This window comes from Oerskovia paurometabola (assembly GCF_016907365.1).
GTDB classification, from domain to species: domain Bacteria; phylum Actinomycetota; class Actinomycetes; order Actinomycetales; family Cellulomonadaceae; genus Oerskovia; species Oerskovia paurometabola.
This window is the reverse complement of the sequence record NZ_JAFBBV010000001.1, coordinates 2,376,402-2,398,008: the sequence shown is the minus strand read 5'-3', so window position 1 is coordinate 2,398,008 and position 21,607 is coordinate 2,376,402. Positions and strand designations below refer to the sequence as shown.

Genomic DNA, 21,607 nt, shown 5'->3' with positions numbered 1-21,607 from the left:
CCAGTGCCTCGCAGAACTGACATCAACAGCGTCCTGGTCATCGGGTCCGGCCCGATCGTCATCGGCCAGGCCTGCGAGTTCGACTACTCGGGCACCCAGGCCATCCGGGCGCTCAAGGAGGAGGGCCTGCGGGTCGTCCTGGTGAACTCGAACCCGGCCACGATCATGACCGACCCGGAGTTCGCGGACGCGACGTACGTCGAGCCGATCACGACCGAGGTCCTGACGACCATCATCGCCAAGGAGCGCCCGGACGCCGTCCTCGCGACCCTGGGCGGGCAGACGGCGCTCAACGCGGCGATCGCGCTCGACGAGGCCGGCGTGCTCGAGAAGTACGGCGTGGAGCTCATCGGGGCGAACATCGCCGCGATCGAGAAGGGCGAGGACCGCCAGCAGTTCAAGGACGTCGTCGAGAAGTGCGGCGGCGAGTCGGCCCGTTCCGAGATCATCCACACGATCGAGGAGGCCGTCGCGGCCGCAGAGTCCTTGGGGTACCCCATGGTCGTGCGTCCGTCCTTCACGATGGGCGGCCTCGGCAGCGGCATCGCGTACGACGAGCAGGACCTGCGCCGCATCGTCGGCCAGGGCCTGCACTACTCGCCCACGACCGAGGTCCTCCTCGAGGAGTCGATCCTCGGGTGGAAGGAGTACGAGCTCGAGCTCATGCGCGACACGGCGGACAACGTCGTCGTGATCTGCTCGATCGAGAACGTCGACCCGGTCGGCGTGCACACGGGCGACTCGATCACGGTGGCTCCCGCGCTGACGCTCACGGACCGTGAGTTCCAGAAGCTGCGCGACATCGGCATCGCGGTCATCCGCGAGGTCGGCGTCGACACGGGCGGCTGCAACATCCAGTACGCCGTGCACCCGGAGACCGGGCGGGTCATCGTCATCGAGATGAACCCTCGTGTGTCGCGCTCGTCGGCGCTGGCGTCGAAGGCCACGGGCTTCCCGATCGCGAAGATCGCCGCGAAGCTCGCCATCGGCTACACGCTCGACGAGATCCCCAACGACATCACGGGCTCGACGCCCGCGTCGTTCGAGCCGACGCTCGACTACGTCGTGGTCAAGGTGCCGCGGTTCGCGTTCGAGAAGTTCCCCGCCGCGGACGACACCCTGACGACGACCATGAAGTCGGTGGGCGAGGCCATGGCGATGGGCCGCAACTTCACCGAGGCGCTCGGCAAGGCGCTGCGCTCGATCGACAAGGGCGGCGCGGTGTTCCACTGGGACGGCGAGCCGGTCTCGGGCGAGGAGCTCGACGCGCTGCTCGTGGAGATCTCCCGCCCCACGGAGGGCCGCCTGGTCGCGACCCAGCAGGCGTTGCGCGCCGGGGCGAGCATCGAGCAGGTCTTCGAGGCCACCAAGATCGACCCGTGGTACCTCGACCAGATCCAGCTCGTCAACGAGGTCGCTGCCGAGGTCGCCCAGGCCGACGCCCTCACGCGCGACGTGCTGGTGCAGGCCAAGCGTCACGGCCTGTCGGACGCGCAGGTCGCGAAGCTGCGCGGCATGGGCGCGGCGGGGGAGTCGACGGTCCGCGAGGTCCGCTACGCGCTCGACGTGCGCCCGGTCTACAAGACGGTCGACACGTGCGCGGCCGAGTTCGAGGCGAAGACCCCGTACCACTACTCGACGTACGACCTCGAGACCGAGGTCTCCCCGCGCGAGCGCCCGGCCGTGCTGATCCTGGGCTCCGGCCCGAACCGCATCGGTCAGGGCATCGAGTTCGACTACTCGTGCGTGCACGCGACGCTCGCCCTCAAGGGCGAGTACGAGACCGTGATGGTCAACTGCAACCCGGAGACGGTCTCGACCGACTACGACACCTCGGACCGCCTGTACTTCGAGCCCCTGACGTTCGAGGACGTGCTCGAGGTGTACCAGGCCGAGCTCGCCGCGGGTCCGGTCGCGGGCGTCATCGTGCAGCTCGGTGGCCAGACGCCGCTGGGTCTCGCGCAGCGTCTGGCGGACGCGGGCCTGCCGATCCTGGGCACCTCGCCCGAGGCGATCGACGCCGCGGAGGACCGCGGGGTCTTCGGGCGCGTGCTGGCCGAGGCGGGCCTGCCCGCGCCGGCGTTCGGCACGGCCACGTCGCTCGCGCAGGCGCGTGAGGTCGCCGAGGGCATCGGCTACCCGGTGCTGGTCCGCCCGTCCTACGTGCTGGGTGGGCGCGGCATGGAGATCGTGTACTCGGCCGAGCAGCTCACGGGCTACGTCGAGCGTGCGCTGCACGCCGCCGCGACGGACGACCGCACGACGACGGGCTCGTTGCCCGCGCCGCTGCTCATCGACCGCTTCCTCGACGACGCCATGGAGATCGACGTCGACGCGCTCTACGACGGCACCGAGCTGTACCTGGGCGGCGTCATGGAGCACATCGAGGAGGCGGGCATCCACTCGGGCGACTCGGCGTGCGTGCTGCCCCCGGTGTCGCTGAGCGAGGCCGAGATCGAGCGCATCCGCCGCTCGACCGAGGCCATCGCCAAGGGCGTGGGCGTGCGGGGGCTGCTCAACGTCCAGTACGCGCTCGTCTCGGACGTCCTGTACGTCCTGGAGGCGAACCCGCGTGCCTCGCGCACGGTGCCGTTCGTCTCCAAGGCGACGGGGGTCTCGCTGGCCAAGGCCGCGGCGCGCGTCATGGTCGGCGAGTCCATCGCGGACCTGCGCGCGAGCGGGGTCCTGCCGGCGGAGGGCGACGGGGGCCACCTGGACCTCGACTCGCCGATCGCGGTCAAGGAGGCCGTGCTGCCGTTCAAGCGCTTCCGCACGACCGACGGCGTCGTGGTCGACACGGTGCTCGGCCCGGAGATGCGCTCGACGGGTGAGGTCATGGGCTTCGACCGCGACTTCCCGCGCGCGTTCGCCAAGTCGCAGGCTGCGGCGTTCGGCGGGCTGCCGACCTCGGGCTCGGTCTTCGTGTCGGTCGCCGACCGTGACAAGCGCTCGATCGTCTTCCCGATCAAGCGCCTGACGGAGCTGGGCTTCGAGATCCTCGCGACCCAGGGGACCGCCGGTGTGCTGCGTCGCAACGGCATCCCGGCCACGGTCGTGCGCAAGTTCTCGTCGGGCCGTGGCGCCGACGGCGAGCCGACGATCGTCGACCTCATCACCGAGGGCAAGGTCGACATGGTCATCAACACGCCGTCCGGTCAGGGCGCGCGCGCGGACGGCTACGAGATCCGGGCGGCCACGACCGCGGCGGACAAGCCGATCGTCACGACGACCCAGCAGCTCGCGGCCGCGGTCCAGGGCATCGAGGCGGTCCTCGCGGGTCCGTTCGACGTGTGGAGCCTGCAGGAGCACACGGCCGCCACGGCCGCGCGCAAGGCCGAGGCGAACGCGTGAGCGCTGGGCCGGGCGCGGCGCGCCGCCCCTTCGGGGAGCGGCTCGCCGAGGCCATGGACGCTCATGGGCCGCTGTGCGTGGGCATCGACCCGCACCCGGGTCTGCTGGCGGCCTGGGGCCTGCCCGACGACGCCACGGGGCTCCGGGAGTTCGGCCTGCGGGTCGTGGAGGCCGTGGGTGGGCAGGTCGCTGCGCTCAAGCCGCAGTCTGCCTTGTTCGAGCGCCACGGGTCGCGCGGCGTCGCGGCCCTCGAGGAGGTGCTCGCGGCCGCCGCGGCGGCTGGCCCCTCGGGGACGCTGACGATCGTCGACGCCAAGCGCGGCGACATCGGCTCGACCATGGCCGGGTACGCGGACGCCTACCTGCGCGACGGCTCGCCGCTCGCGGGCGACGCCCTGACCGTCTCCCCGTACCTGGGCTTCGGGTCGCTGACCCCGGCCGTGGAGGCCGCGCTCGAGACGGGGCGCGGGCTGTTCGTGCTGTGCCTGACGTCCAACCCGGAGGGCGCGCAGGTCCAGCACGCCCGCACGGGCGCGGGGGTCGACGTCCGCTCGGTCGCCGCGCGCATCGCCGCGGAGGCCGCTGCGCTCAACGAGGGGATCGCGCCGCTCGGGTCGATCGGCCTGGTCGTGGGCGCGACCATCGGTGACGCGGCCCGCAACACCGGGGTGGACCTGCCGGCGGTCAACGGCCCGCTCCTGGCGCCCGGGGTCGGTGCGCAGGGCGCGGGCGCGGCCGAGCTCGCCGCGGTGTTCGGCGACGCTCGTCGTCAGGTGCTCGCGTCCTCGTCGCGCGGCGTCCTCGCCGCGGGACCGGACGCCGGGGCGCTGCTCACGGCGGCCCGCGCGGCCTCGCGTGAGGCGGCCGACGCGCTGCGCGGCTGAGCCCACGCTCTCGACGCCCGAGGGGCGTCCACCCTCCCGGTGGGCGCCCCTCGGGCGTCGGTGGGGCGTGCACCCGGCGACTCACCGCACGCCGGCACCGGGCCGTCGGCGCAGTGGCCTGACAGACTCGTCCCATGACCTCCTCTCTCGCTGCCGGTGACCGGCAGACCCCCGACGCCCTCGACATCCCCGGCACCTGGAACGCGCGCGACGTCGGTGGCCGCGCCGTCCCGGCGGGCGCCACCGCCCCGCTTCGCACGGGGGTGCTCGTGCGGACCGCGAGCCTGTCGCGGCTGACCCCCGAGGGCGTCGCCGCGCTCGAGGCGCTGGGCGTGACGCTCGACCTCGACCTGCGTGGCGCGGACGAGGTCGAGCGCGACGGTCAGGACGTCGTCCCGGCGACCACGCGCGTGGTGCCCCGGCCGCTGGACCCGGCGGTCGGCGTCGGGCACGCGCTGGGTGGGGCCGACGCACCGGCCGCCTCCGGTACCCCGGGCCGCGAGGAGGCCGCGACCGAGGAGCGCTCCGCCGACACCGCAGCCATGATCGGGCGCCTGCTCGGGGCCGACGACCCGCAGGCCCTCGCACGGGCCATGATGCACGGCGTCTATGCGACGTTCGTCACGGACCCGGCCATCCGGCGGACGGTCGGAGAGGCCCTGGAGGACATCGCGGAGGCCGACGGGGCGGTCGTCGTGCACTGCTCGGCGGGCAAGGACCGGACCGGGTGGATCGTCGCGCTCGTCCAGCACGTCTGCGGTGTGAGCGAGGAGGACCGGCTCGCCGAATACCTCGCGAGCGGTGCCGCGGTCGAGGGGCTCGCCGCCGTGATCCCCCCGATCCCCGGCCTCGACAAGGACGCCCTGACCCCCTTGCTGGGCGTCGAGCCGGAGTACCTCCGCGGCGCGTGGGAGCTCGCCGAGAACGAGTTCGGGAGCATCGACGGCTACCTCGACGCGTGCGGCGCCGGGCCTGCGACCAGGGCGAAGATCGCGAGGAAGTTCGCTGCTCAGGGCGTGTGAACGTTGCCTGGCCTGCCAGGTGTGGCTAGTTTCGAGGGTGTCGAGGTCGCCACCGGGGGCATCAGATCCGGTCGGCGGCCCCGGTGCACGTGTGGGCCCATCCGTCTGAGGACAAGTAGGTGACTTGCGTGGCACTACCATCCCTGACCCCCGAGCAGCGCGCGGCGGCACTCGAGAAGGCGGCCGAGGCGCGTCGAGTGCGGGCCGAGGTCAAGAACCGGTTGAAGCACTCCCAGGGCTCCCTGGCCGAGGTGATCGAGCAGGGCCGCACGGACGACGTGATCGGCAAGCTGCGCGTCGTCGCGCTGCTGGAGTCGCTCCCCGGCGTGGGTAAGGTGAAGGCCCGGGCGATCATGGAGGAGATCGGGATCGCCGAGACACGTCGTGTCCGCGGGCTGGGACCCCACCAGTCCGCGGCGCTCATCGAGAGGTTTGGCTGACATTTCCGCTTCACCCACCGCGCAGGCCGCCTCGGCGCCTGCCGCACCACCGACCCCTGCCCGCCTGACCGTCCTGGCGGGACCCACCGCCGTCGGGAAGGGGACCGTGTCGGCGGACATCCGCGCGCGGTACCCGCAGGTGTGGTTGTCCGTGTCCGCCACCACCCGTGCCGCTCGCCCCGGCGAGGTGGACGGCGTCCACTACCACTTCATCGGCGCCGAGGAGTTCGACCGGCTGGTCGAGGCGGGCGAGATGCTGGAGTGGGCCGTGGTGCACGGGCGCAACAGGTACGGGACCCCTCGCCGGCCGGTCGAGGAGAAGCTCGCGGCGGGGGTCCCCGCCCTGCTCGAGATCGACCTGCAGGGCGCGCGCCAGGTGCGCGAGTCCATGCCCGAGGCCCGGTTCGTGTTCCTCGCCCCGCCCAGCTGGGAGGAGCTCGAGCGCAGGCTCGTCGGCCGCGGCACGGAGGGTCCCGAGGAGCGTGAGCGCCGCCTCGCCACGGCCCGCGTCGAGCTGGCCGCCGAGCCCGAGTTCGACGTCGTGATCGTCAACGACGAGGTGCACCGGGCGACCGACGCGCTCGTCGAGGCGATGGGTCTGACGCCCGTCGCGTGACCCTCGTGGTGCCGACGTCACGGGCGTGGGCACCACCAGGACTTGTGCCTGCCCAGTAGACTGGTCGTCAGGCGTGTGCGTCTTGAGCGCGCGCAACCTCTTTGATCCATCCTGCGGGCGACCGTCTGAGCCGCCGCAGGCCCCCCTGACTCACGGAGTGAGACTGTGTCTGGAACCATCGCCGCCCCCGAGGGCATCACCGACCCGCCGATCGACGACCTGCTGGAGCGCGCCGACTCCAAGTACGCGCTCGTGATCTACGCGGCCAAGCGTGCCCGTCAGATCAACGCGTACTACTCGCAGCTCAACGAGGGCCTGCTGGAGAACGTGGGCCCGCTCGTCGAGACCCGCAACCAGGAGAAGCCGCTGTCGATCGCGATGCGCGAGATCAACGAGGGCCTGCTCACGATCGAGACCGTGGAGGCTCCCGCCTCCTGACCGCGGGGCCGCCTGCGGGCGGCTCGGTGGTCCGGGTGGGCGCGGCGTGCGTGGCACAGAGGGAGGGTTCGTACCCATGAGGATCCTTCTCGGGGTCTCCGGGGGAGTGGCGGCCTACAAGGCCGTGCTCCTGCTGCGGCTCCTGCGTGAGCAGGGGCACCAGGTGCGGGTCGTCCCCACCGCGTCCGCCCTGCGGTTCGTGGGGGCCCCGACGTTCGAGGCGCTGTCGGGCGAGAAGGTCAGCACCGAGGTGTTCGACGACGTCCCCCAGGTCGCGCACGTCGCGCTCGGTCAGGGTGCGGACCTGGTGATCGTCGCGCCCGCCACGGCTGACCTCCTCGCACGGGCGGCCGCGGGTCGCGCCGACGACCTGCTCACCTCGACGCTGCTGACCGTGTCGTGCCCGGTCGTCATGGCCCCGGCCATGCACACCGAGATGTGGCAGCACCCCGCGACCGTGGCCAACGTCGCGACCCTGCGCTCGCGCGGGGTGCACGTGATCGAGCCGGCGAGCGGTCGGCTGACGGGCAAGGACACCGGCCCGGGCCGGCTGCCCGAGCCCGAGGACATCGCGCGGACCGCCCTCGAGGTGGTCGGGCGAGGCGCCGCGTCGGCGGTGCCCCAGGACCTCTCCGGCCTGCGTGTGGTCGTCTCGGCCGGCGGCACGCGCGAACCCATCGACCCGGTGCGCTTCATCGGGAACCTGTCGAGCGGACGTCAGGGCATCGCCCTGGCCCGTGCCGCCCAGGACAGGGGTGCCGACGTCACGCTCGTCGGGGCGAACCTGACCGAGCAGCTCGACCAGGTCACGGACGTCGTCCGGGTCGGCTCGACGGCCGAGCTGCGCGAGGCCATGCGTTCGCTGGCTCCGGAGGCCGACGTGGTGGTCATGACGGCCGCCGTCGCGGACTTCCGCCCGGCTCGCACGCCGTCCACCAAGATCAAGAAGATCCCCGGGCAGGGCCCCGCTCCCATCGAGCTGGTCGAGAACCCCGACATCCTGGCGGAGCTCGCGCGCGAGCGGTTGCGACCGGGTCAGCTCGTCGTCGGCTTCGCGGCCGAGACGGGCGACGAGGCGGGCGACGTCTGGCACCACGGCCGCGCGAAGGCACGTCGCAAGGGCGCCGACCTCCTCGTGATCAACCCCGTGGGCCACGGCAAGGGCTTCGGGGTGGACACCAACGAGGTGCTGATCGTCGACGCCCAGGGCGAGACGGTCGCCCAGGCCCAGGGCACCAAGCGTGAGGTCGCGGACGCGGTGTGGGACACGGTCCTCAAAGCCTCCCCGCGGCTCGCGCCGACCACGGACTGAGATCTCCTTCACGTCTCAGTGGTCGGATGTCGGGTATCACCCAGCGGGACAGTACGCTGGACCCCATGACTTCTGACGACCTGCGCCTGTTCACGTCCGAGTCCGTGACGGAGGGACACCCGGACAAGGTCTGCGACCAGATCTCCGACGCGATCCTCGACGCCCTCCTCGCGCAGGACCCGTCGTCGCGTGTCGCGGTAGAGACCATGGTCACCACGGGACTGGTCCACGTGGCGGGCGAGGTCACGACCAACGCGTACGTCGAGATCCCGCAGATCATCCGCGACGTCGTCAAGGGGATCGGCTACACGTCGTCCGCGATCGGCTTCGACGGCGACTCGTGCGGTGTGTCGGTCTCGATCGGTCAGCAGTCCCCGGACATCGCCCAGGGCGTCGACAAGAGCCTGGAGCAGCGCGACGACACGTCCGATCTGGACCCGCTCGACGCCCAGGGCGCCGGTGACCAGGGCCTGATGTTCGGCTACGCGAGCGACGAGACGCCCACGCTGCTGCCCCTGCCGATCTTCCTCGCGCACCGCCTCGCCGAGCGCCTGGCGCTGGTCCGCAAGGACGGGTCGCTGCCCGGGCTGCGCCCCGACGGCAAGACGCAGGTGACCATCGGCTACGACGGCGACCGCGCGGTCCGCCTCGACACCGTGGTGCTCTCGACCCAGCACGACGAGGACGTCCTGCAGGACACGCTGCGCGCCCAGGTCGCCGAGCTCGTCGTGGCCCCGGTCGTCGAAGGGCTCGACCTGGACGTCGCGGACTTCCGCCTGCTCGTGAACCCGACCGGCAAGTTCGTCATCGGTGGTCCGCAGGGCGACGCCGGGCTCACGGGCCGCAAGATCATCGTCGACACCTACGGTGGGATGGCCCGCCACGGCGGCGGCGCGTTCTCCGGCAAGGACCCGTCGAAGGTCGACCGCTCGGCCGCCTACGCCACGCGCTGGGTGGCCAAGAACGTCGTCGCGGCCGGGCTCGCGCGCCGCTGCGAGGTCCAGGTCGCCTACGCGATCGGCAAGGCGCACCCCGTGGGCCTGTACGTCGAGACGTTCGGCACCGAGACCGTCCCGGTCGAGCGCATCCGCGCGGCGATCGACGAGGTCTTCGACCTGCGCCCTGCCGCGATCATCGCCGACCTGGACCTGCTGCGGCCCATCTACTCGCAGACCGCGGCCTACGGGCACTTCGGGCGCGAGCTGCCCGACTTCACGTGGGAGCGCACGGATCGCGTGGCGGCCCTGCAGGCAGCCGTCTGAGCCTCGTCGCGCGGGTTGGCCCGGCGTGGGTGGCGCGTGCTGAGATAGGGCCATGACCAGCCAGGACGCCGCTCCCGAGGACGCGGGGGAACAGCTCGCGCTGATCCCCGCGCCGCAGGCGCCGTCGCGCGCCGGTCGTACCGCCCAGGGCAAGGTCAAGGCCGCCCGTCCGGTGGGTGCGCTCGAGATCGCGAGCGACCTACCGGTCGCGCGGGTCGTCCTCGACCTGGTGCCGCACCACCTGGACCAGACGTTCGACTACCTGGTCCCGGCGTCCATGGCCCAGGGCGCGCAGCCCGGCGTCCGGGTCAAGGCCCGGTTCGGGCCGCAGGAGGCCGACGGCTACGTCCTTGCGCGCGCCGCGTCGAGCGACCACGACGGGCGGCTCGTGCCGCTCAAGCGGCTCGTGTCGGCCGAGCAGGTGCTCACGCCGCAGGTCGCGGCGTTGTGCCGTACGGTCGCCGACCACTACGCGGGCACGCTCTCGGACGTGCTGCGCCTCGCGATCCCGCCGCGGCACGCGCGGGCCGAGTCCGCGCCGTCGGGCACGCAGGACGCTCCCGGTGCGGCGACCGGGGCGGCGGGGGACGCCGCGAGCGTCCCGGTCGCCGACGGCGACGCGCCGCAGGGCGCGAGCCCACCGGCGCCCCCCGGGCCGCCGGACCCTGACCGGCCCTCCGCGTGGGCGCCCTACCGCGGCGGTGCCGCGTTCCTGAACCACCTGGTCAGCGGGTCCGCGCCGCGTGCGGTCTGGACGGCCCTTCCCGGCCGCGTGGCCGACGGCGAGCCCGTCCAGGGGGCTCGTCCCCCGGCGACCCGTGGCGGGGGCGAGCAGGACCCCGCGCAGGGCGTCCAGCACTGGGCCCTGGCGCTGGCCGAGGCCGTGCGGGCGACGGTGACGGGCGGGCGTGGCGCGCTCGTGGTGCTGCCCGACGCGCGCGACGTCGACCAGATGTGCCTCGCCCTCGAGCTCGCGGGCTACGCACCGCACACCGCGCGCCGTGCCGGGCAGTTCGTGCGCCTGACCGCCGACGAGGGCCCCTCGCCCCGGTACCGCAGCTTCCTGGCGGCGTTGCGGGGAGAGGTGCGGGTCGTCGTCGGGACGCGCGCCGCGGCGTTCGCGCCCGTCCAGGACCTGGGCCTCGTGGCGTGCTGGAACGACGGCGAGGAGACCCTCGCCGAGCCGCGCTCGCCCTACCCGCACGCCCGCGAGGTCCTCGCGCTGCGCAGCGAGCTCGAGGGCGCGGCGTTCCTGCTGGGGTCGGTCAGCCGCACGGTGCAGGCCCAGGCGCTCCTCGAGTCCGGCTGGGCCCGGGAGGTCGCGGCCCCCCGCGAGGTGCTGCGTGCGCGGGCCCCACGGGTGCGGGCGCTGACGTCGGTCGAGCTCGCGGCCGAGGGCGCCGGGGCCGCCGCCCGCCTGCCGAGCGCCGCGTGGCGGGCCGTGCGGGACGCCCTGGGCGCGGGCCCGGTCCTGGTCCAGGTCCCGCGAGCCGGATACCTGCCCGTCGTGGCGTGCGCGCGCTGCCGGACGGCCGCGCACTGCGGCACGTGCCACGGGCCGCTCATGCTGCCCGGCCCGGGCGCCCCACCGCAGTGCGCGTGGTGCGGCGCCCTGGCCGGGGCGTGGTCGTGCGACGAGTGCCACTGGACGGGCCTGCGCTCGGTGCGCGTCGGGTCGGGGCGCACGGCCGAGGAGCTGGGCCGGGCGTTCCCGGGGGTCGCGGTGCGTGTCTCGGGGGCGAGCGCCCCGGGCGGGGTGATCTCCGCCGTCGGGCCGCGCCCCGCCGTGATCGTGGCGACCCCGGGCGCGGAACCCGTCGCCGAGGGCGGCTACGCCGCCGCGCTGCTGCTCGACGCGGCGCTGAGCACCGCGCACGTGGGCCTCGCGGTCGCCCAGGACGCGCTGCACCGCTGGCTCACGGCCGCAGGCCTGGTGCGATCGGCCCGCGAGGGAGGCCAGGTGCTGCTCGTGGGCGACGCGGCCCCCGGGCCCACCAACGCCCTGGTGCGCTGGGACCCGGCGGGGTTCGCCGACCGTGAGCTGGCCGAGCGTCGCGAGCTCGACCTGCCGCCCGCCGTGCGGGTCGCCGCGGTCACGGGGGACCGGCAGGCCGTGGACGCCGTCGTGGCTCGCGTGGGACTCGCGGACGCCTCGACGACCCTGGGACCCGTCGAGGTCCCGGACGCCGCGGGCCGGCCTGGGCGGGGCGGGGCCGGGCGCGACCCGTCGCTACAGCCCCCTGTGCGCACGATCGTGCGCGTCCCGCTGCGCGACGGCCGCCGGCTCGCCCGCGAGCTCTCGGCCTCCCTGGCGGTCCGCTCCGCGAAGCGCGAGGGTGGGAGCGTACGCGTCCAGCTCGACCCCAAGGAGATGTTGTGAGCACCGCCGAGCGCGAGAACCCGACCCGGGCCCTGATCGACACGGTCCTGTTCGACTTCGGCAACGTCCTGGTGACCTGGGACCCGTACGCCGCCTACGTGGGGCGCATGGACCGCGCCGACGTCGAGGCCTTCTTCGAGGCCGTCGACTTCCCCACGTTCAACGCCCGCCAGGACGCGGGCCGGTCCTGGGCCGACGCGCGGCGCGAGATCGCCGAGCACCACCCCGAGCACGTGAGCCTGCTCGACGTGTACACCGAGAACTTCGCGGCGAGCCTCGTGGGGCCCGTGCCCGGCACGGAGGAGGTGGTGCGAGAGCTGCGTGCCCTCGGCGTGCGGCTGTACGGCCTGACGAACTGGTCCGCGGAGATGTTCCACGAGGCCGAGCCCGCAGCCCCGGCGATCGGGCTCATGCAGGACGTCCTGGTCTCGGGGCGCGTGGGGCTCGTCAAGCCGGACCCGCGCATCTTCGAGGCCGCGACCGAGCGCTTCGCCCTGGACCCTGCGCGCACCCTGTTCGTCGACGACTCCGTGGCGAACGTCACGGCCGCCGCCGGGCTGGGGTTCCGGACCCTGCGCTTCGAGGACGCCGCGGGGTTGCGTGCGGTGCTGCGCGACCTCGGCGTCGGGGTGCGCACCTCCTGAGCGGGACCGGGCGGAGGCCCGTCCCGGGGCGGGCCGGGAGGGGCGTACCGCCTAGACTCGCCCCATGCGTGTGCTCTTCGCCGGAACCCCGGACGTGGCCGTCCCGGCCCTCGATGCCCTGATCGACTCCCGGCACGAGGTGGTCGCCGTCCTCACCCGCGCCGACGCGCCCTCGGGTCGCGGCCGCCGGCTGACACCCAGCCCTGTGCGGGTGCGTGCGGAGGAGGCCGGGATCCCGGTCATCACGGACCGCCCCCGCGGCGAGGAGTTCGTGGCCCGGCTCGCGGCCCTGGAGGTCGACTGCGCGCCCGTGGTGGCGTACGGCGAGATCCTGCGCCGCGAGGTGCTCGACGTCCCCCGCCTCGGCTGGGTCAACCTGCACTTCTCGGTCCTGCCCGCCTGGCGCGGCGCGGCCCCCGTGCAGCGCGCGATCATCGCGGGCGACGAGGTCACGGGAGCCACGACGTTCCTCATCGAGGAGGGACTGGACTCGGGGCCCGTGCTGGGCACCATGACCGAGACCATCCGTCCCCGCGACACCGCTGGCGACCTCCTGGGCCGGCTCGCGGCCTCGGGCGCCGGGCTGCTCGTGGCGACGCTCGACGCGATCGAGGACGGCGCCGCGTCCCCGGTCGTCCAGCCCGCCGAGGGGATCAGCACGGCCGCGAAGCTGACCCCCGAGGACGCGCACGTGCGCTGGGCGCACCCTGCGCTCGCGATCGACCGCCAGGTGCGCGGCTGCACGCCCGCCCCCGGCGCCTGGACCACGCTGCCCGACGGCGCCCGCCTGGGCCTGGGACCCGTGACGCCGCGCCCCGACGTGGACGACCTGGCGCCCGGCGAGCTGCGCGCCGCCAAGCGTGAGGTCCTGGTGGGCACCGGCACGCACGCGGTCGCGCTCGGCGAGGTCGCGCCCATGGGCAAGAAGCACATGACCGCGACCGACTGGGCACGCGGCGCCCGCCTGGGTGAGCACGTCGTCCTGGGCACCCCTGACGAGACGAAGGACCACGCATGAGCGGCGAGGCACGCACCGGCGGCACCCCCGGGTCCGAAGGCGGACACGGCGGGCACGGTGGGCCCGGCGAGCACGGCGGGCACGGTGGCCGTGACCACAGTGACCACAGTGACCGCGGTGACCGCGGTGACCGTCGTGACGCGCGCGGACACGAGCGCGGGGCGGCCCGCGTCCGGGGCGCGGGCCAGCGCTCGGAGGCGGCGCCCTCGCAGCGCGCCAAGGGCGCCGACCCGGCACGCAACGTCGCGTTCGACGTCCTGCAGGAGGTCGCGACCTCCGACGCGTACGCCAACCTCGTCCTGCCCCCGCTGCTGCGCTCACGCGGCATCCGTGGTCGCGACGCCGCGTTCGCGACCGAGCTCGCCTACGGCACCCTGCGCCTGCGCGGGCGCTACGACGCGATCATCGCCCAGTGCGTCGACCGCCCCCTCGACCAGGTCGACCCGAACGTGCTCGACCTGCTGCGTCTCGGGGCCCACCAGCTCCTGGGCATGCGCGTGGCCCAGCACGCGGCCGTCTCGGAGACCGTGGGCCTGGCCCGCGCCCGTGCCGGGGCGGGCAGCGCACAGTTCGTCAACGCGGTCCTGCGCAAGATCTCCCGCTCGAGCCTCGAGGAGTGGCTCGAGGCCATCACGCTCGAGGCGCCCGACGACGTCACTCGCCTCGCGATCACCCAGTCCCACCCGGTGTGGATCGCCCGGGCCATGCGGGAGGCCCTCGTCGGCACGGGACGCTCGGCCGACGACCTGGCCGAGCTCCTCGAGGCCGACAACGCCGCGCCGCGCGTGACGCTCGTCGCCCGCCCGGGCCTGGTCAGCCGCGAGCGCCTCGCGGGCGAGGTCACCCACGACGTGCGCGGGGACGCCACGACCACCCCCGGGCGCTGGGCGCCCACGGCCCTGGTCCTGTCGGGCTCGGACCCGGCCGCGATCCCCGCGGTCCGGTACGGGGCCGCCGGCGTCCAGGACGAGGGGTCCCAGCTCGTGACGCTCGCGTTCGCGGCAGTACCGACGCTGCCCACGCTCGCCTCGGCCGGTGACGGTGCCTCGGCGGGCGACGGCGCAGCGAACCCCGACGAGCGCTGGCTCGACCTGTGCGCGGGCCCGGGCGGCAAGGCCGCGCTCCTGGCGTCCCTCGCGGGCGAGCAGGGGGCGCGCATCGTCGCGAACGAGGTCGCCCCCCACCGGGCCCGTCTGGTCGAGCAGGCGCTCGCGGCCGTGCCCGCCGACGCGGTCGAGCGGGTGCAGGTGGGCGACGGACGCCAGGTGGGGGTCGAGGAGCCCGGCGCGTACGACCGCGTGCTCGTCGACGCCCCCTGCACGGGCCTGGGCGCGCTGCGCCGCCGCCCCGAGTCGCGCTGGCGCCGCACCCCCGGGGACATCGCGACCCTCACGACCCTGCAGCGCGAGCTCCTCGGCTCAGCCCTGGACGCCGTGCGTCCCGGTGGCGTCGTCGGGTACGTGACGTGCTCCCCGCACCTCGCGGAGACCCAGCTCGTGGTCAAGGACGTCCTGGCCGGGCGCGGCGACGTCGAGGTCCTCGACGCGGCCGCCGCGGTGCGCCAGGTCGCCGGGGACGACATCCCGCTCGCGGACCGCACCGACGTGCAGCTGTGGCCACACGTGCACGGCACCGACGCGATGCACCTGACGCTGCTGCGCCGTCGGGCCTGAGGCGCCCTGCCCACGGCCTGGTCGGGTGGTCAAGGCCACCCGACCAGGCCGTGGGGCGTCCGCGCACGGCGCAGGGGCGCCCTCTAGGCTGGTGCCCATGTCCGCACTCATCGCCCCCAGCATCCTGTCCGCCGACTTCGCGAACCTCGAGCGCGACCTGGGCGCGATCGCGACCGCCGACTACGCGCACGTTGACGTGATGGACAACCACTTCGTGCCCAACCTGACCCTGGGTCTGCCGATCTTCGAGCGCCTCGCCCAGGTGTCCCCGGTGCCGCTCGACGCGCACCTCATGATCGCCGACCCGGACCGCTGGGCCCCCGGCTACGCCGAGGTCGGCGCCGCGTCCGTCACGTTCCACGCCGAGGCCGCCACCGCCCCCGTGCGCCTGGCGCGCGAGCTGCGCCGCCTGGGCTCGCGCGCAGGCCTCGCGCTGCGCCCCGCGACGTCGGTCGAGCCGTTCCTGGACCTGCTGCCCGAGTTCGACATGCTCCTGGTCATGTCCGTCGAGCCCGGCTTCGGCGGCCAGTCCTTCATCGAGGGCGTGCTGCCCAAGGTCCGCCGTATCCGCGACGCCGTGTCCGACGCCGGGCTCGACGTGTGGGTCCAGGTCGACGGCGGCATCTCGCGCGCCACCATCGAGCGCGCGGCCGAGGCCGGGGCCAACGTGTTCGTCGCCGGCTCGGCCGTGTACGGCGCGGAGAACGTGCCCGAGGAGATCGCGGCCCTGCGGGCGCTCGCGGACCAGCACACGCACTGACCCCGGCCGGCCGCCCGACGGTCCGTTCCAGGCGCCCCGCTCGGGGGCGCCGCGCCCCGGGACCGTTCACATCGTTCCAGCCCGCGGGACGCAGCGGATCGAGTTCCTGCGGGGGAATCCCGGTGTGGCATGCTGGGTGGAGACGGGACGCCGGGCGCAGCGCACCTCAGGGAGCGCGAGCCAGGGTCTCGACGGTCAGCAGCATCAGCAGTACGCACACACGTGCTCCGGGGTCGGTGTAATTCCGAGCCGGCGGTGACAGTCCGCGACCCACGCCTCGGCGTGGTTGACCTGGTGGAACTCCAGGACCGACGGTGAAAGTCCGGATGGGAGGAAGTACGTGGCGGCGCGGGGCAGAGCCCTGTGCCGTGGTGTCGTGACGTCCGTGGACCCTTGAGGTCCCCAGACGTCGTCGACCACCCCTCACCCCGGAGCGTCGTGCTCACCGGGAGGAGGATCATGGGCGCCAGGCCCTCACTGACGATCGACGACGCGATGCTGCGTGCGCTCGAGCTGGCCGCGCGCGGCCCGGCCCATGGCCCCAACCCGCGCGTGGGCGCCGTCCTGCTGGGCCCTGCGCCCCGCCCCCCGGGCTCCCTGCCCGCCGCCGCCGCCCGCGGCCTCGTGGACGGCTCGCCCCGGGTGGTGCTCGCCGAAGGCTTCCACCGGGGCGCCGGCACCGCGCACGCCGAGGCGGCCGCCCTGGCCGACGCCCGCGAGCGCGGCGTGGACGTGCACGGCGCGACGGCCGTGGTCACGCTCGAACCGTGCAACCACACCGGACGCACGGGGCCGTGCGCGCAGGCGCTGCTGGACGCGGGCGTGGCCGAGGTCGTCTACGCGGTCGCGGACCCGAACCCCGTCGCGACCGGGGGCGGCGAGCGCCTCCGCGCGGCCGGTATCCGGGTGGCCCCCGGGCTGCGCGAGGCCGAGGGAGAGCGACTCCTGGGGCCGTGGCTCGTCGCCGTGCGCCGCGGGAGCCCCTACGTGACCCTCAAGCTCGCCTCGACCCTCGACGGGCGCGTGGCGGCCACCGACGGCACCTCGCAGTGGATCACCGGGCCCACGGCCCGCCAGCACGCGCACCGGGTCCGTGCGCAGGTCGACGCGATCCTCGTGGGTACCGGGACCGTCGTGGCCGACGACCCGTCGCTCACGGCGCGCACAGGGGAGCCGGAGCCGGAGCTCGCCGAGCACCAGCCCCTGCGCGTCGCTGATGGGGTGGTCGGGCCGGAGCCGGGGCTTGCCGAGCACCAGCCCCTGCGCGTCGTCGTCGGGCTCCGTGACCTTCCTCCGGGCGCGCGGCTCGCGCCGGGCGGGCCCTGGACGAGCGACGGCGGCGGGCCCGTGCTGCACGTGCGTACGCACGACGTCCACGCGGTCCTGGCCGGGCTGGCCGCGCGCGAGGTGCGCCACGTCCTGGTCGAGGGCGGCCCGGGGCTGGCGACGGCGTTCCTCGCGGCTGGGACGGTCGACGAGGTCCACGCCTACCTCGCACCCGTGCTCCTGGGTGCGGGCCTGGGGGCGGTGGGAGACCTCGGCGTGACCACGCTCGCGGGCGCCCCCCGCTTCTCCACGCACGACGTGCGGCGACTCGGCGAGGACGTCCTGGTCGTGGCCCGGGCCGTGCCCGCTGCGCCGTCCGTGCCCTCCACGCCTCCTGGTACCGCCCCCGGCCTCGGCGTGGCGGGACCACCCGAGCCCGATGCCCGGACCTCCCCCCACGACAGCACCCACCGCACCACCCCCGAACAGGAGAAGTGATGTTCACCGGAATCGTCGAAGAGATCGGCACGGTCCGCGAGATCGCGTTCCCCGGGGGTGAGACCTCCGACGCCGTCCTGACGGTGCACGGCCCCCTCGCCACCTCGGACGCCCGCCTGGGCGACTCGATCGCGGTCGACGGCGTGTGCCTGACCGTCACGGGCGTGGGACAGGACGGCACCTTCACCGCCGACGTCATGCCCGAGTCCCTGCGTCGCACCGCCCTGGGCGGTCTGCGCCCCGGCTCGTCCGTGAACCTGGAGCGGGCCGTGCGCGCCGACACGCGCCTGGGCGGTCACATCGTGCAGGGACACGTCGACGGCGTCGGGTCCCTCGCGCGCCGGACCCCGGGGGAGCGGTGGGACGACCTGGTCGTGTCCACGCCCCCGGGGCTGACGCGCTACGTCGCGGAGAAGGGCTCGATCACGGTCAGCGGCGTGTCCCTCACGGTGACCCACGTGGACGACACCTCGTTCGGGGTGTCCCTGATCCCCACGACGCTCGAGGCCACGAACCTGGGCTCCCTCGTCCCCGGGGACCGGGTCAACCTCGAGGTCGACGTCCTCGCGAAGTACGTCGAGAGACTCCTCACGACCGGTGCCGCCCTCCTGGCCGGCCGGGACGGTCGGGCGCTCGCGGCCACCGACGATCCCGCGAGCGCCTCCGGCCCGGCGGACGCCCCCAGGACCAGCGCAGCACAGGAATGAGCACCGCCATGAACCCCCAGCCCGACGCCGCCCGTCCCGGCGACGCCACCCCCCACCCGTCCGAGCACCCCGGGCACGTCCGGACCGGCACCATCGAGGAGGCCCTCGACGCGATCCGCGCCGGGCGTCCCGTCCTGGTCGCCGACTCCCCGGACCGCGAGAATGAGGCCGACGTGGTCTTCGCGGCCGGGACCGTGACCCCCGAGTGGGTCGCCTGGACCATCCGGCACTCCTCGGGCTACCTGTGCGCGCCCATGCCGGCCGCGCGGGCCGACGCCCTGGACCTGCCGCTCATGGTGCCCCACAGCCAGGACCCGAGGCGCACGGCCTACACGGTCACGGTCGACGCCGCCACGGGCGTCACGACCGGGATCTCCGCCGTCGACCGGGCCAGGACCCTGCACGTCCTGGCCGACCCCGCCTCGGGTGCGGTCGACCTCATCCGGCCCGGGCACGTCCTGCCCCTGCGCGCCGTCCCGGGCGGGGTGCTGCACCGTGCCGGGCACACCGAGGCCGCGGTCGACCTCGTGCGCCTGGCAGGGGCAGGCGAGGTCGGAGGCATCGCCGAGCTCGTCAACGACGACGGCACCATGATGCGGCTCGACGACGCGGCCCGGGCGGCCGAGGACGCCGGGCTGGTGCTCCTCACGATCGCCGACCTCATCGCGTGGCGCCGCGAGCACGACCCCGCCGTCCCCGAGCAGGACACGCAGCCCACGCTCGTGCCCCGCGTGCAGGCCACGAGCGTGGCCGACCTGCCTACCGCGCACGGCCACTTCCGCGTCCACGGGTACCGCGACCTGCGTACCGGGGCGGAGCACGTGGCCCTCGTGCCCGTGGCGGTCCCTGCGGGGGGCGGCGCCCTCGCCGGCACCGGGCAGGACGGCGCCACCGTCGCACCGCTCGTGCGCGTGCACTCCGAGTGCCTGACCGGGGACGCGTTCGGGTCGCTGCGCTGCGACTGCGGCCCCCAGCTCCAGGCCTCCATGGAACGCGTCGCCGCACTGGGCGGGGCCGTGGTGTACCTGCGGGGGCACGAAGGACGCGGCATCGGCCTGCTCGCCAAGATCGGCGCCTACGAGCTGCAGGACGCCGGGTTCGACACCGTCCAGGCCAACCTCGAGCTCGGGTGGCCCGTGGACCGCCGTGAGTACGGCGCCGCTGCCGCGATCCTGCACGACCTCGGCCTCGACCGCGTCACGCTCCTCACCAACAACCCCGCGAAGGTCACGGGGCTCGCCGCGCACGGCATCGACGTCGCCGACGCCCACCGGCTCGAGGTCGGGCACGGCGAGCACAACCACGGCTACCTCATGACGAAGAAGGTCGCCATGGGCCACCTCCTAGACAGCCTCGAGATCACCCCCGAGCACACCCCCGACACAGCACCCACCACCCACACCACCAAGGAGAACGACCGATGAGCGGCGCAGGAGCACCCCAGATCACCGTCGACGGCACCGGACTGCGGATCACCGTCGTGGCCGCCAGCTGGCACACCGAGGTCATGGACGGCCTCCTCGCAGGGGCCCGCCGGGCGCTCGCGGCCGCGCACGTCACGCACGTCACCGAGATCCGCGTCCCCGGGTCGTTCGAGCTGCCCGTCGCGGCCGCGCGCGCCGCCGAGCACGGCGCGGACGCCGTCGTCGCGCTGGGCGTCGTGATCCGCGGCGGGACCCCGCACTTCGAGTACGTGTGCTCGGCCGCCACGACGGGCCTGACCTACGTCTCGGTACGCACCGGGGTCCCCGTGGGCTTCGGGGTGCTCACGTGCGACGACGAGCAGCAGGCGCTCGACCGGGCGGGGCTGCCCGGCTCCCGGGAGGACAAGGGCGCGGAGGCCGTCGAGGCGGCCATCGCGACGGTCGTGGCGCTGCGCGACCTCTGAGCACCCGCTGACGGCCCGACGGCGTGGCGCCCCCTCGATGCGCACGCACCGAAGGGGCGCCGCGGTCGCCCGGTGACCGGTGGGCGGGACAGATCCACCCGGCCACCGCCGGGCGACTACCCTGGTCGGGTGAAGACGTTCGAAGGGCTGTTCGCCGAGCTCACCGAGAAGGCCACCACCCGACCCGCCGGTTCCGGCACGGTCGCGGAGCTGGATGCCGGTGTCCATGCGATCGGGAAGAAGATCGTCGAGGAGGCCGCCGAGGTATGGATGGCGGCCGAGTACGAGGGCGACGACAAGACGGCCGAGGAGATCTCCCAGCTGCTGTACCACGTGCAGGTGCTGCTCCTCGCCAAGGGCCTGACCCTGCAGGACGTGTACAAGCATCTGTGAACCCGGCCAGGTCCGGGTCCAGGGGGAGGCGCACGGAGGCTCAGGCCACCGGGTCGCTTCCCTCACGCATGTCCGTCCGCAGTCGTCCACCGTCCGTCCCCGCGCACCGGCCCTCGCCGGTGCGCCGACCGGGTGATCGGTCCCCCTGACCGCCCCGCCCCCCGAACTCCCCAAGAAACGCGAGGACCCCGTGCTCCGCATCGCCGTTCCCAACAAGGGCTCCCTGTCCGAGCCCGCCGTCGACATGCTCCGCGAGGCCGGCTACCGCCAGCGCCGCGACACCCGCGAGCTCGTGCTCGCGGACCCGGACAACGACGTCGAGTTCTTCTTCCTGCGCCCGCGCGACATCGCCGTGTACGTCGGCACCGGCACGGTCGACGCCGGCATCACAGGCCGCGACCTGCTGCTCGACTCGGGCGCAGCGGCCGTCGAGCACATGCAGCTCGGCTTCGCCGGATCCACGTTCCGGTACGCCGCCCCCGTGGGCACCATCACGTCCCTCGACCAGGTCGAGGGCCTGCGCGTCGCCACGTCCTACGAGGTCCTGGTGGAGAACCACCTGCGGTCCAACGGCGTCACGGCCTCCGTGGTGCACCTGGACGGCGCGGTCGAGTCCGCGGTCCAGCTCGGCATCGCCGACGTCGTCGCGGACGTCGTGTCCACCGGCACGACCCTGCGCGGGGCCGGCCTGGAGGTCTTCGGCGACCCCATCCTGAAGTCCGAGGCCGTCCTGATCCGCCCGGCCTCCGTGACCGACGACGCGGTCTCCGCAGGCCTCGAGACGCTCACACGCCGACTGCTGGGCGTCCTCACGGCCCGCCAGTACGTCCTGATGGACTACGACGTACCCGCACACCTCGTCGAGGCCGCGGTGGCCCTCACGCCCGGCCTGGAGTCCCCGACCGTCTCGCCGCTGCACGACCGCGACTGGGCAGCCGTGCGCGCCATGGTGCGCCGCGACCAGACCAACAAGCTCATGGACGCCCTCTACGAGGTCGGCGCACGCGCGATCCTGGTGACCTCGATCCACGCCTGCCGCCTCTGACGCCTCCGCG

General features: G+C 74.3%; 19 protein-coding genes and 1 riboswitch. All 19 genes read left to right on the top strand.

Annotation, left to right across the window (positions count from 1 at the left end; translation table 11 throughout):
* Positions 1-3 precede the first annotated feature (3 nt).
* The 19 genes from carB (at position 4) to hisG (ending at position 21,597) form a co-directional block, all read left to right on the top strand.
* A complete protein-coding gene (gene carB / locus JOD48_RS10740; protein ID WP_204808974.1) occupies positions 4-3,351 on the top strand; it encodes a carbamoyl-phosphate synthase large subunit in 3,348 nt (1,115 codons plus the stop codon).
* Positions 3,348-4,235 carry an orotidine-5'-phosphate decarboxylase gene (pyrF, locus tag JOD48_RS10735; RefSeq protein WP_191790444.1) on the top strand — a complete coding sequence of 296 codons (888 nt, stop codon included), beginning with the start codon at positions 3,348-3,350 and terminating at the stop codon, positions 4,233-4,235. Before carB ends, pyrF begins: the two co-directional genes overlap by 4 nt.
* Positions 4,236-4,369: 134 nt before the next feature.
* Positions 4,370-5,257, top strand: a complete 888-nt coding sequence (locus JOD48_RS10730) for a tyrosine-protein phosphatase (RefSeq protein WP_204808972.1) — start codon at positions 4,370-4,372, stop codon at positions 5,255-5,257.
* A gap of 128 nt (positions 5,258-5,385) precedes the next feature.
* Entirely contained in the window at positions 5,386-5,697 is a 312-nt protein-coding gene (mihF, locus tag JOD48_RS10725; protein WP_030151369.1) for an integration host factor, actinobacterial type, read from the top strand.
* Position 5,698: 1 nt separating this feature from the next.
* The gene (gene gmk / locus JOD48_RS10720) at positions 5,699-6,313 is read left to right on the top strand and encodes a guanylate kinase (protein WP_204810541.1); all 615 of its coding nucleotides are present in this window, start codon (positions 5,699-5,701) and stop codon (positions 6,311-6,313) included.
* Positions 6,314-6,478: 165 nt separating this feature from the next.
* Positions 6,479-6,751: a DNA-directed RNA polymerase subunit omega gene (rpoZ, locus tag JOD48_RS10715; protein ID WP_030151367.1), complete on the top strand. Its 273-nt coding sequence runs from the start codon at positions 6,479-6,481 to the stop codon at positions 6,749-6,751.
* Positions 6,752-6,827: 76 nt separating this feature from the next.
* Positions 6,828-8,063, top strand: a complete 1,236-nt coding sequence (coaBC, locus tag JOD48_RS10710) for a bifunctional phosphopantothenoylcysteine decarboxylase/phosphopantothenate--cysteine ligase CoaBC (RefSeq protein ID WP_204808970.1) — start codon at positions 6,828-6,830, stop codon at positions 8,061-8,063.
* Positions 8,064-8,128: 65 nt separating this feature from the next.
* Positions 8,129-9,325, top strand: coding sequence for a methionine adenosyltransferase (gene metK / locus JOD48_RS10705; RefSeq protein WP_191790441.1), 1,197 nt, complete (start codon positions 8,129-8,131; stop codon positions 9,323-9,325).
* 52 nt (positions 9,326-9,377) lie between these two features.
* The gene (locus tag JOD48_RS10700; RefSeq protein ID WP_204808968.1) at positions 9,378-11,705 is read left to right on the top strand and encodes a primosomal protein N'; all 2,328 of its coding nucleotides are present in this window, start codon (positions 9,378-9,380) and stop codon (positions 11,703-11,705) included.
* Positions 11,702-12,349 carry an HAD family hydrolase gene (locus JOD48_RS10695; protein ID WP_191790439.1) on the top strand — a complete coding sequence of 216 codons (648 nt, stop codon included), beginning with the start codon at positions 11,702-11,704 and terminating at the stop codon, positions 12,347-12,349. The genes JOD48_RS10700 and JOD48_RS10695 overlap by 4 nt, the downstream gene beginning before the upstream one ends.
* A 64-nt stretch (positions 12,350-12,413) precedes the next feature.
* Complete coding sequence (gene fmt / locus JOD48_RS10690; protein WP_204808966.1) at positions 12,414-13,367, top strand: methionyl-tRNA formyltransferase; 954 nt, start codon at positions 12,414-12,416, stop codon at positions 13,365-13,367.
* Positions 13,364-15,040 (top strand): RsmB/NOP family class I SAM-dependent RNA methyltransferase, encoded by a 1,677-nt coding sequence (locus JOD48_RS10685; protein WP_204808964.1) that lies wholly within the window; start codon positions 13,364-13,366, stop codon positions 15,038-15,040. Before fmt ends, JOD48_RS10685 begins: the two co-directional genes overlap by 4 nt.
* Before the next feature lie 97 nt (positions 15,041-15,137).
* Positions 15,138-15,800: a ribulose-phosphate 3-epimerase gene (rpe, locus tag JOD48_RS10680; RefSeq protein WP_204808962.1), complete on the top strand. Its 663-nt coding sequence runs from the start codon at positions 15,138-15,140 to the stop codon at positions 15,798-15,800.
* Between the two features lie 218 nt (positions 15,801-16,018).
* Positions 16,019-16,144, top strand: a riboswitch (FMN riboswitch).
* A 115-nt stretch (positions 16,145-16,259) separates the two neighbouring features.
* Positions 16,260-17,564 (top strand): bifunctional diaminohydroxyphosphoribosylaminopyrimidine deaminase/5-amino-6-(5-phosphoribosylamino)uracil reductase RibD, encoded by a 1,305-nt coding sequence (gene ribD, locus JOD48_RS10675; RefSeq protein ID WP_239527392.1) that lies wholly within the window; start codon positions 16,260-16,262, stop codon positions 17,562-17,564.
* Positions 17,564-18,271, top strand: coding sequence for a riboflavin synthase (locus JOD48_RS10670; RefSeq protein ID WP_204808959.1), 708 nt, complete (start codon positions 17,564-17,566; stop codon positions 18,269-18,271). Before ribD ends, JOD48_RS10670 begins: the two co-directional genes overlap by 1 nt.
* An 8-nt stretch (positions 18,272-18,279) precedes the next feature.
* Complete coding sequence (gene ribB, locus JOD48_RS10665; protein WP_204808957.1) at positions 18,280-19,695, top strand: 3,4-dihydroxy-2-butanone-4-phosphate synthase; 1,416 nt, start codon at positions 18,280-18,282, stop codon at positions 19,693-19,695.
* Entirely contained in the window at positions 19,692-20,159 is a 468-nt protein-coding gene (gene ribH / locus JOD48_RS10660; protein ID WP_204808955.1) for a 6,7-dimethyl-8-ribityllumazine synthase, read from the top strand. Before ribB ends, ribH begins: the two co-directional genes overlap by 4 nt.
* Positions 20,160-20,288: 129 nt before the next feature.
* Entirely contained in the window at positions 20,289-20,552 is a 264-nt protein-coding gene (locus JOD48_RS10655) for a phosphoribosyl-ATP diphosphatase (protein ID WP_030151355.1), read from the top strand.
* A gap of 190 nt (positions 20,553-20,742) precedes the next feature.
* Positions 20,743-21,597 (top strand): ATP phosphoribosyltransferase, encoded by an 855-nt coding sequence (hisG, locus tag JOD48_RS10650; protein ID WP_191790432.1) that lies wholly within the window; start codon positions 20,743-20,745, stop codon positions 21,595-21,597.
* The last annotated feature ends 10 nt before the right edge of the window (positions 21,598-21,607 follow it).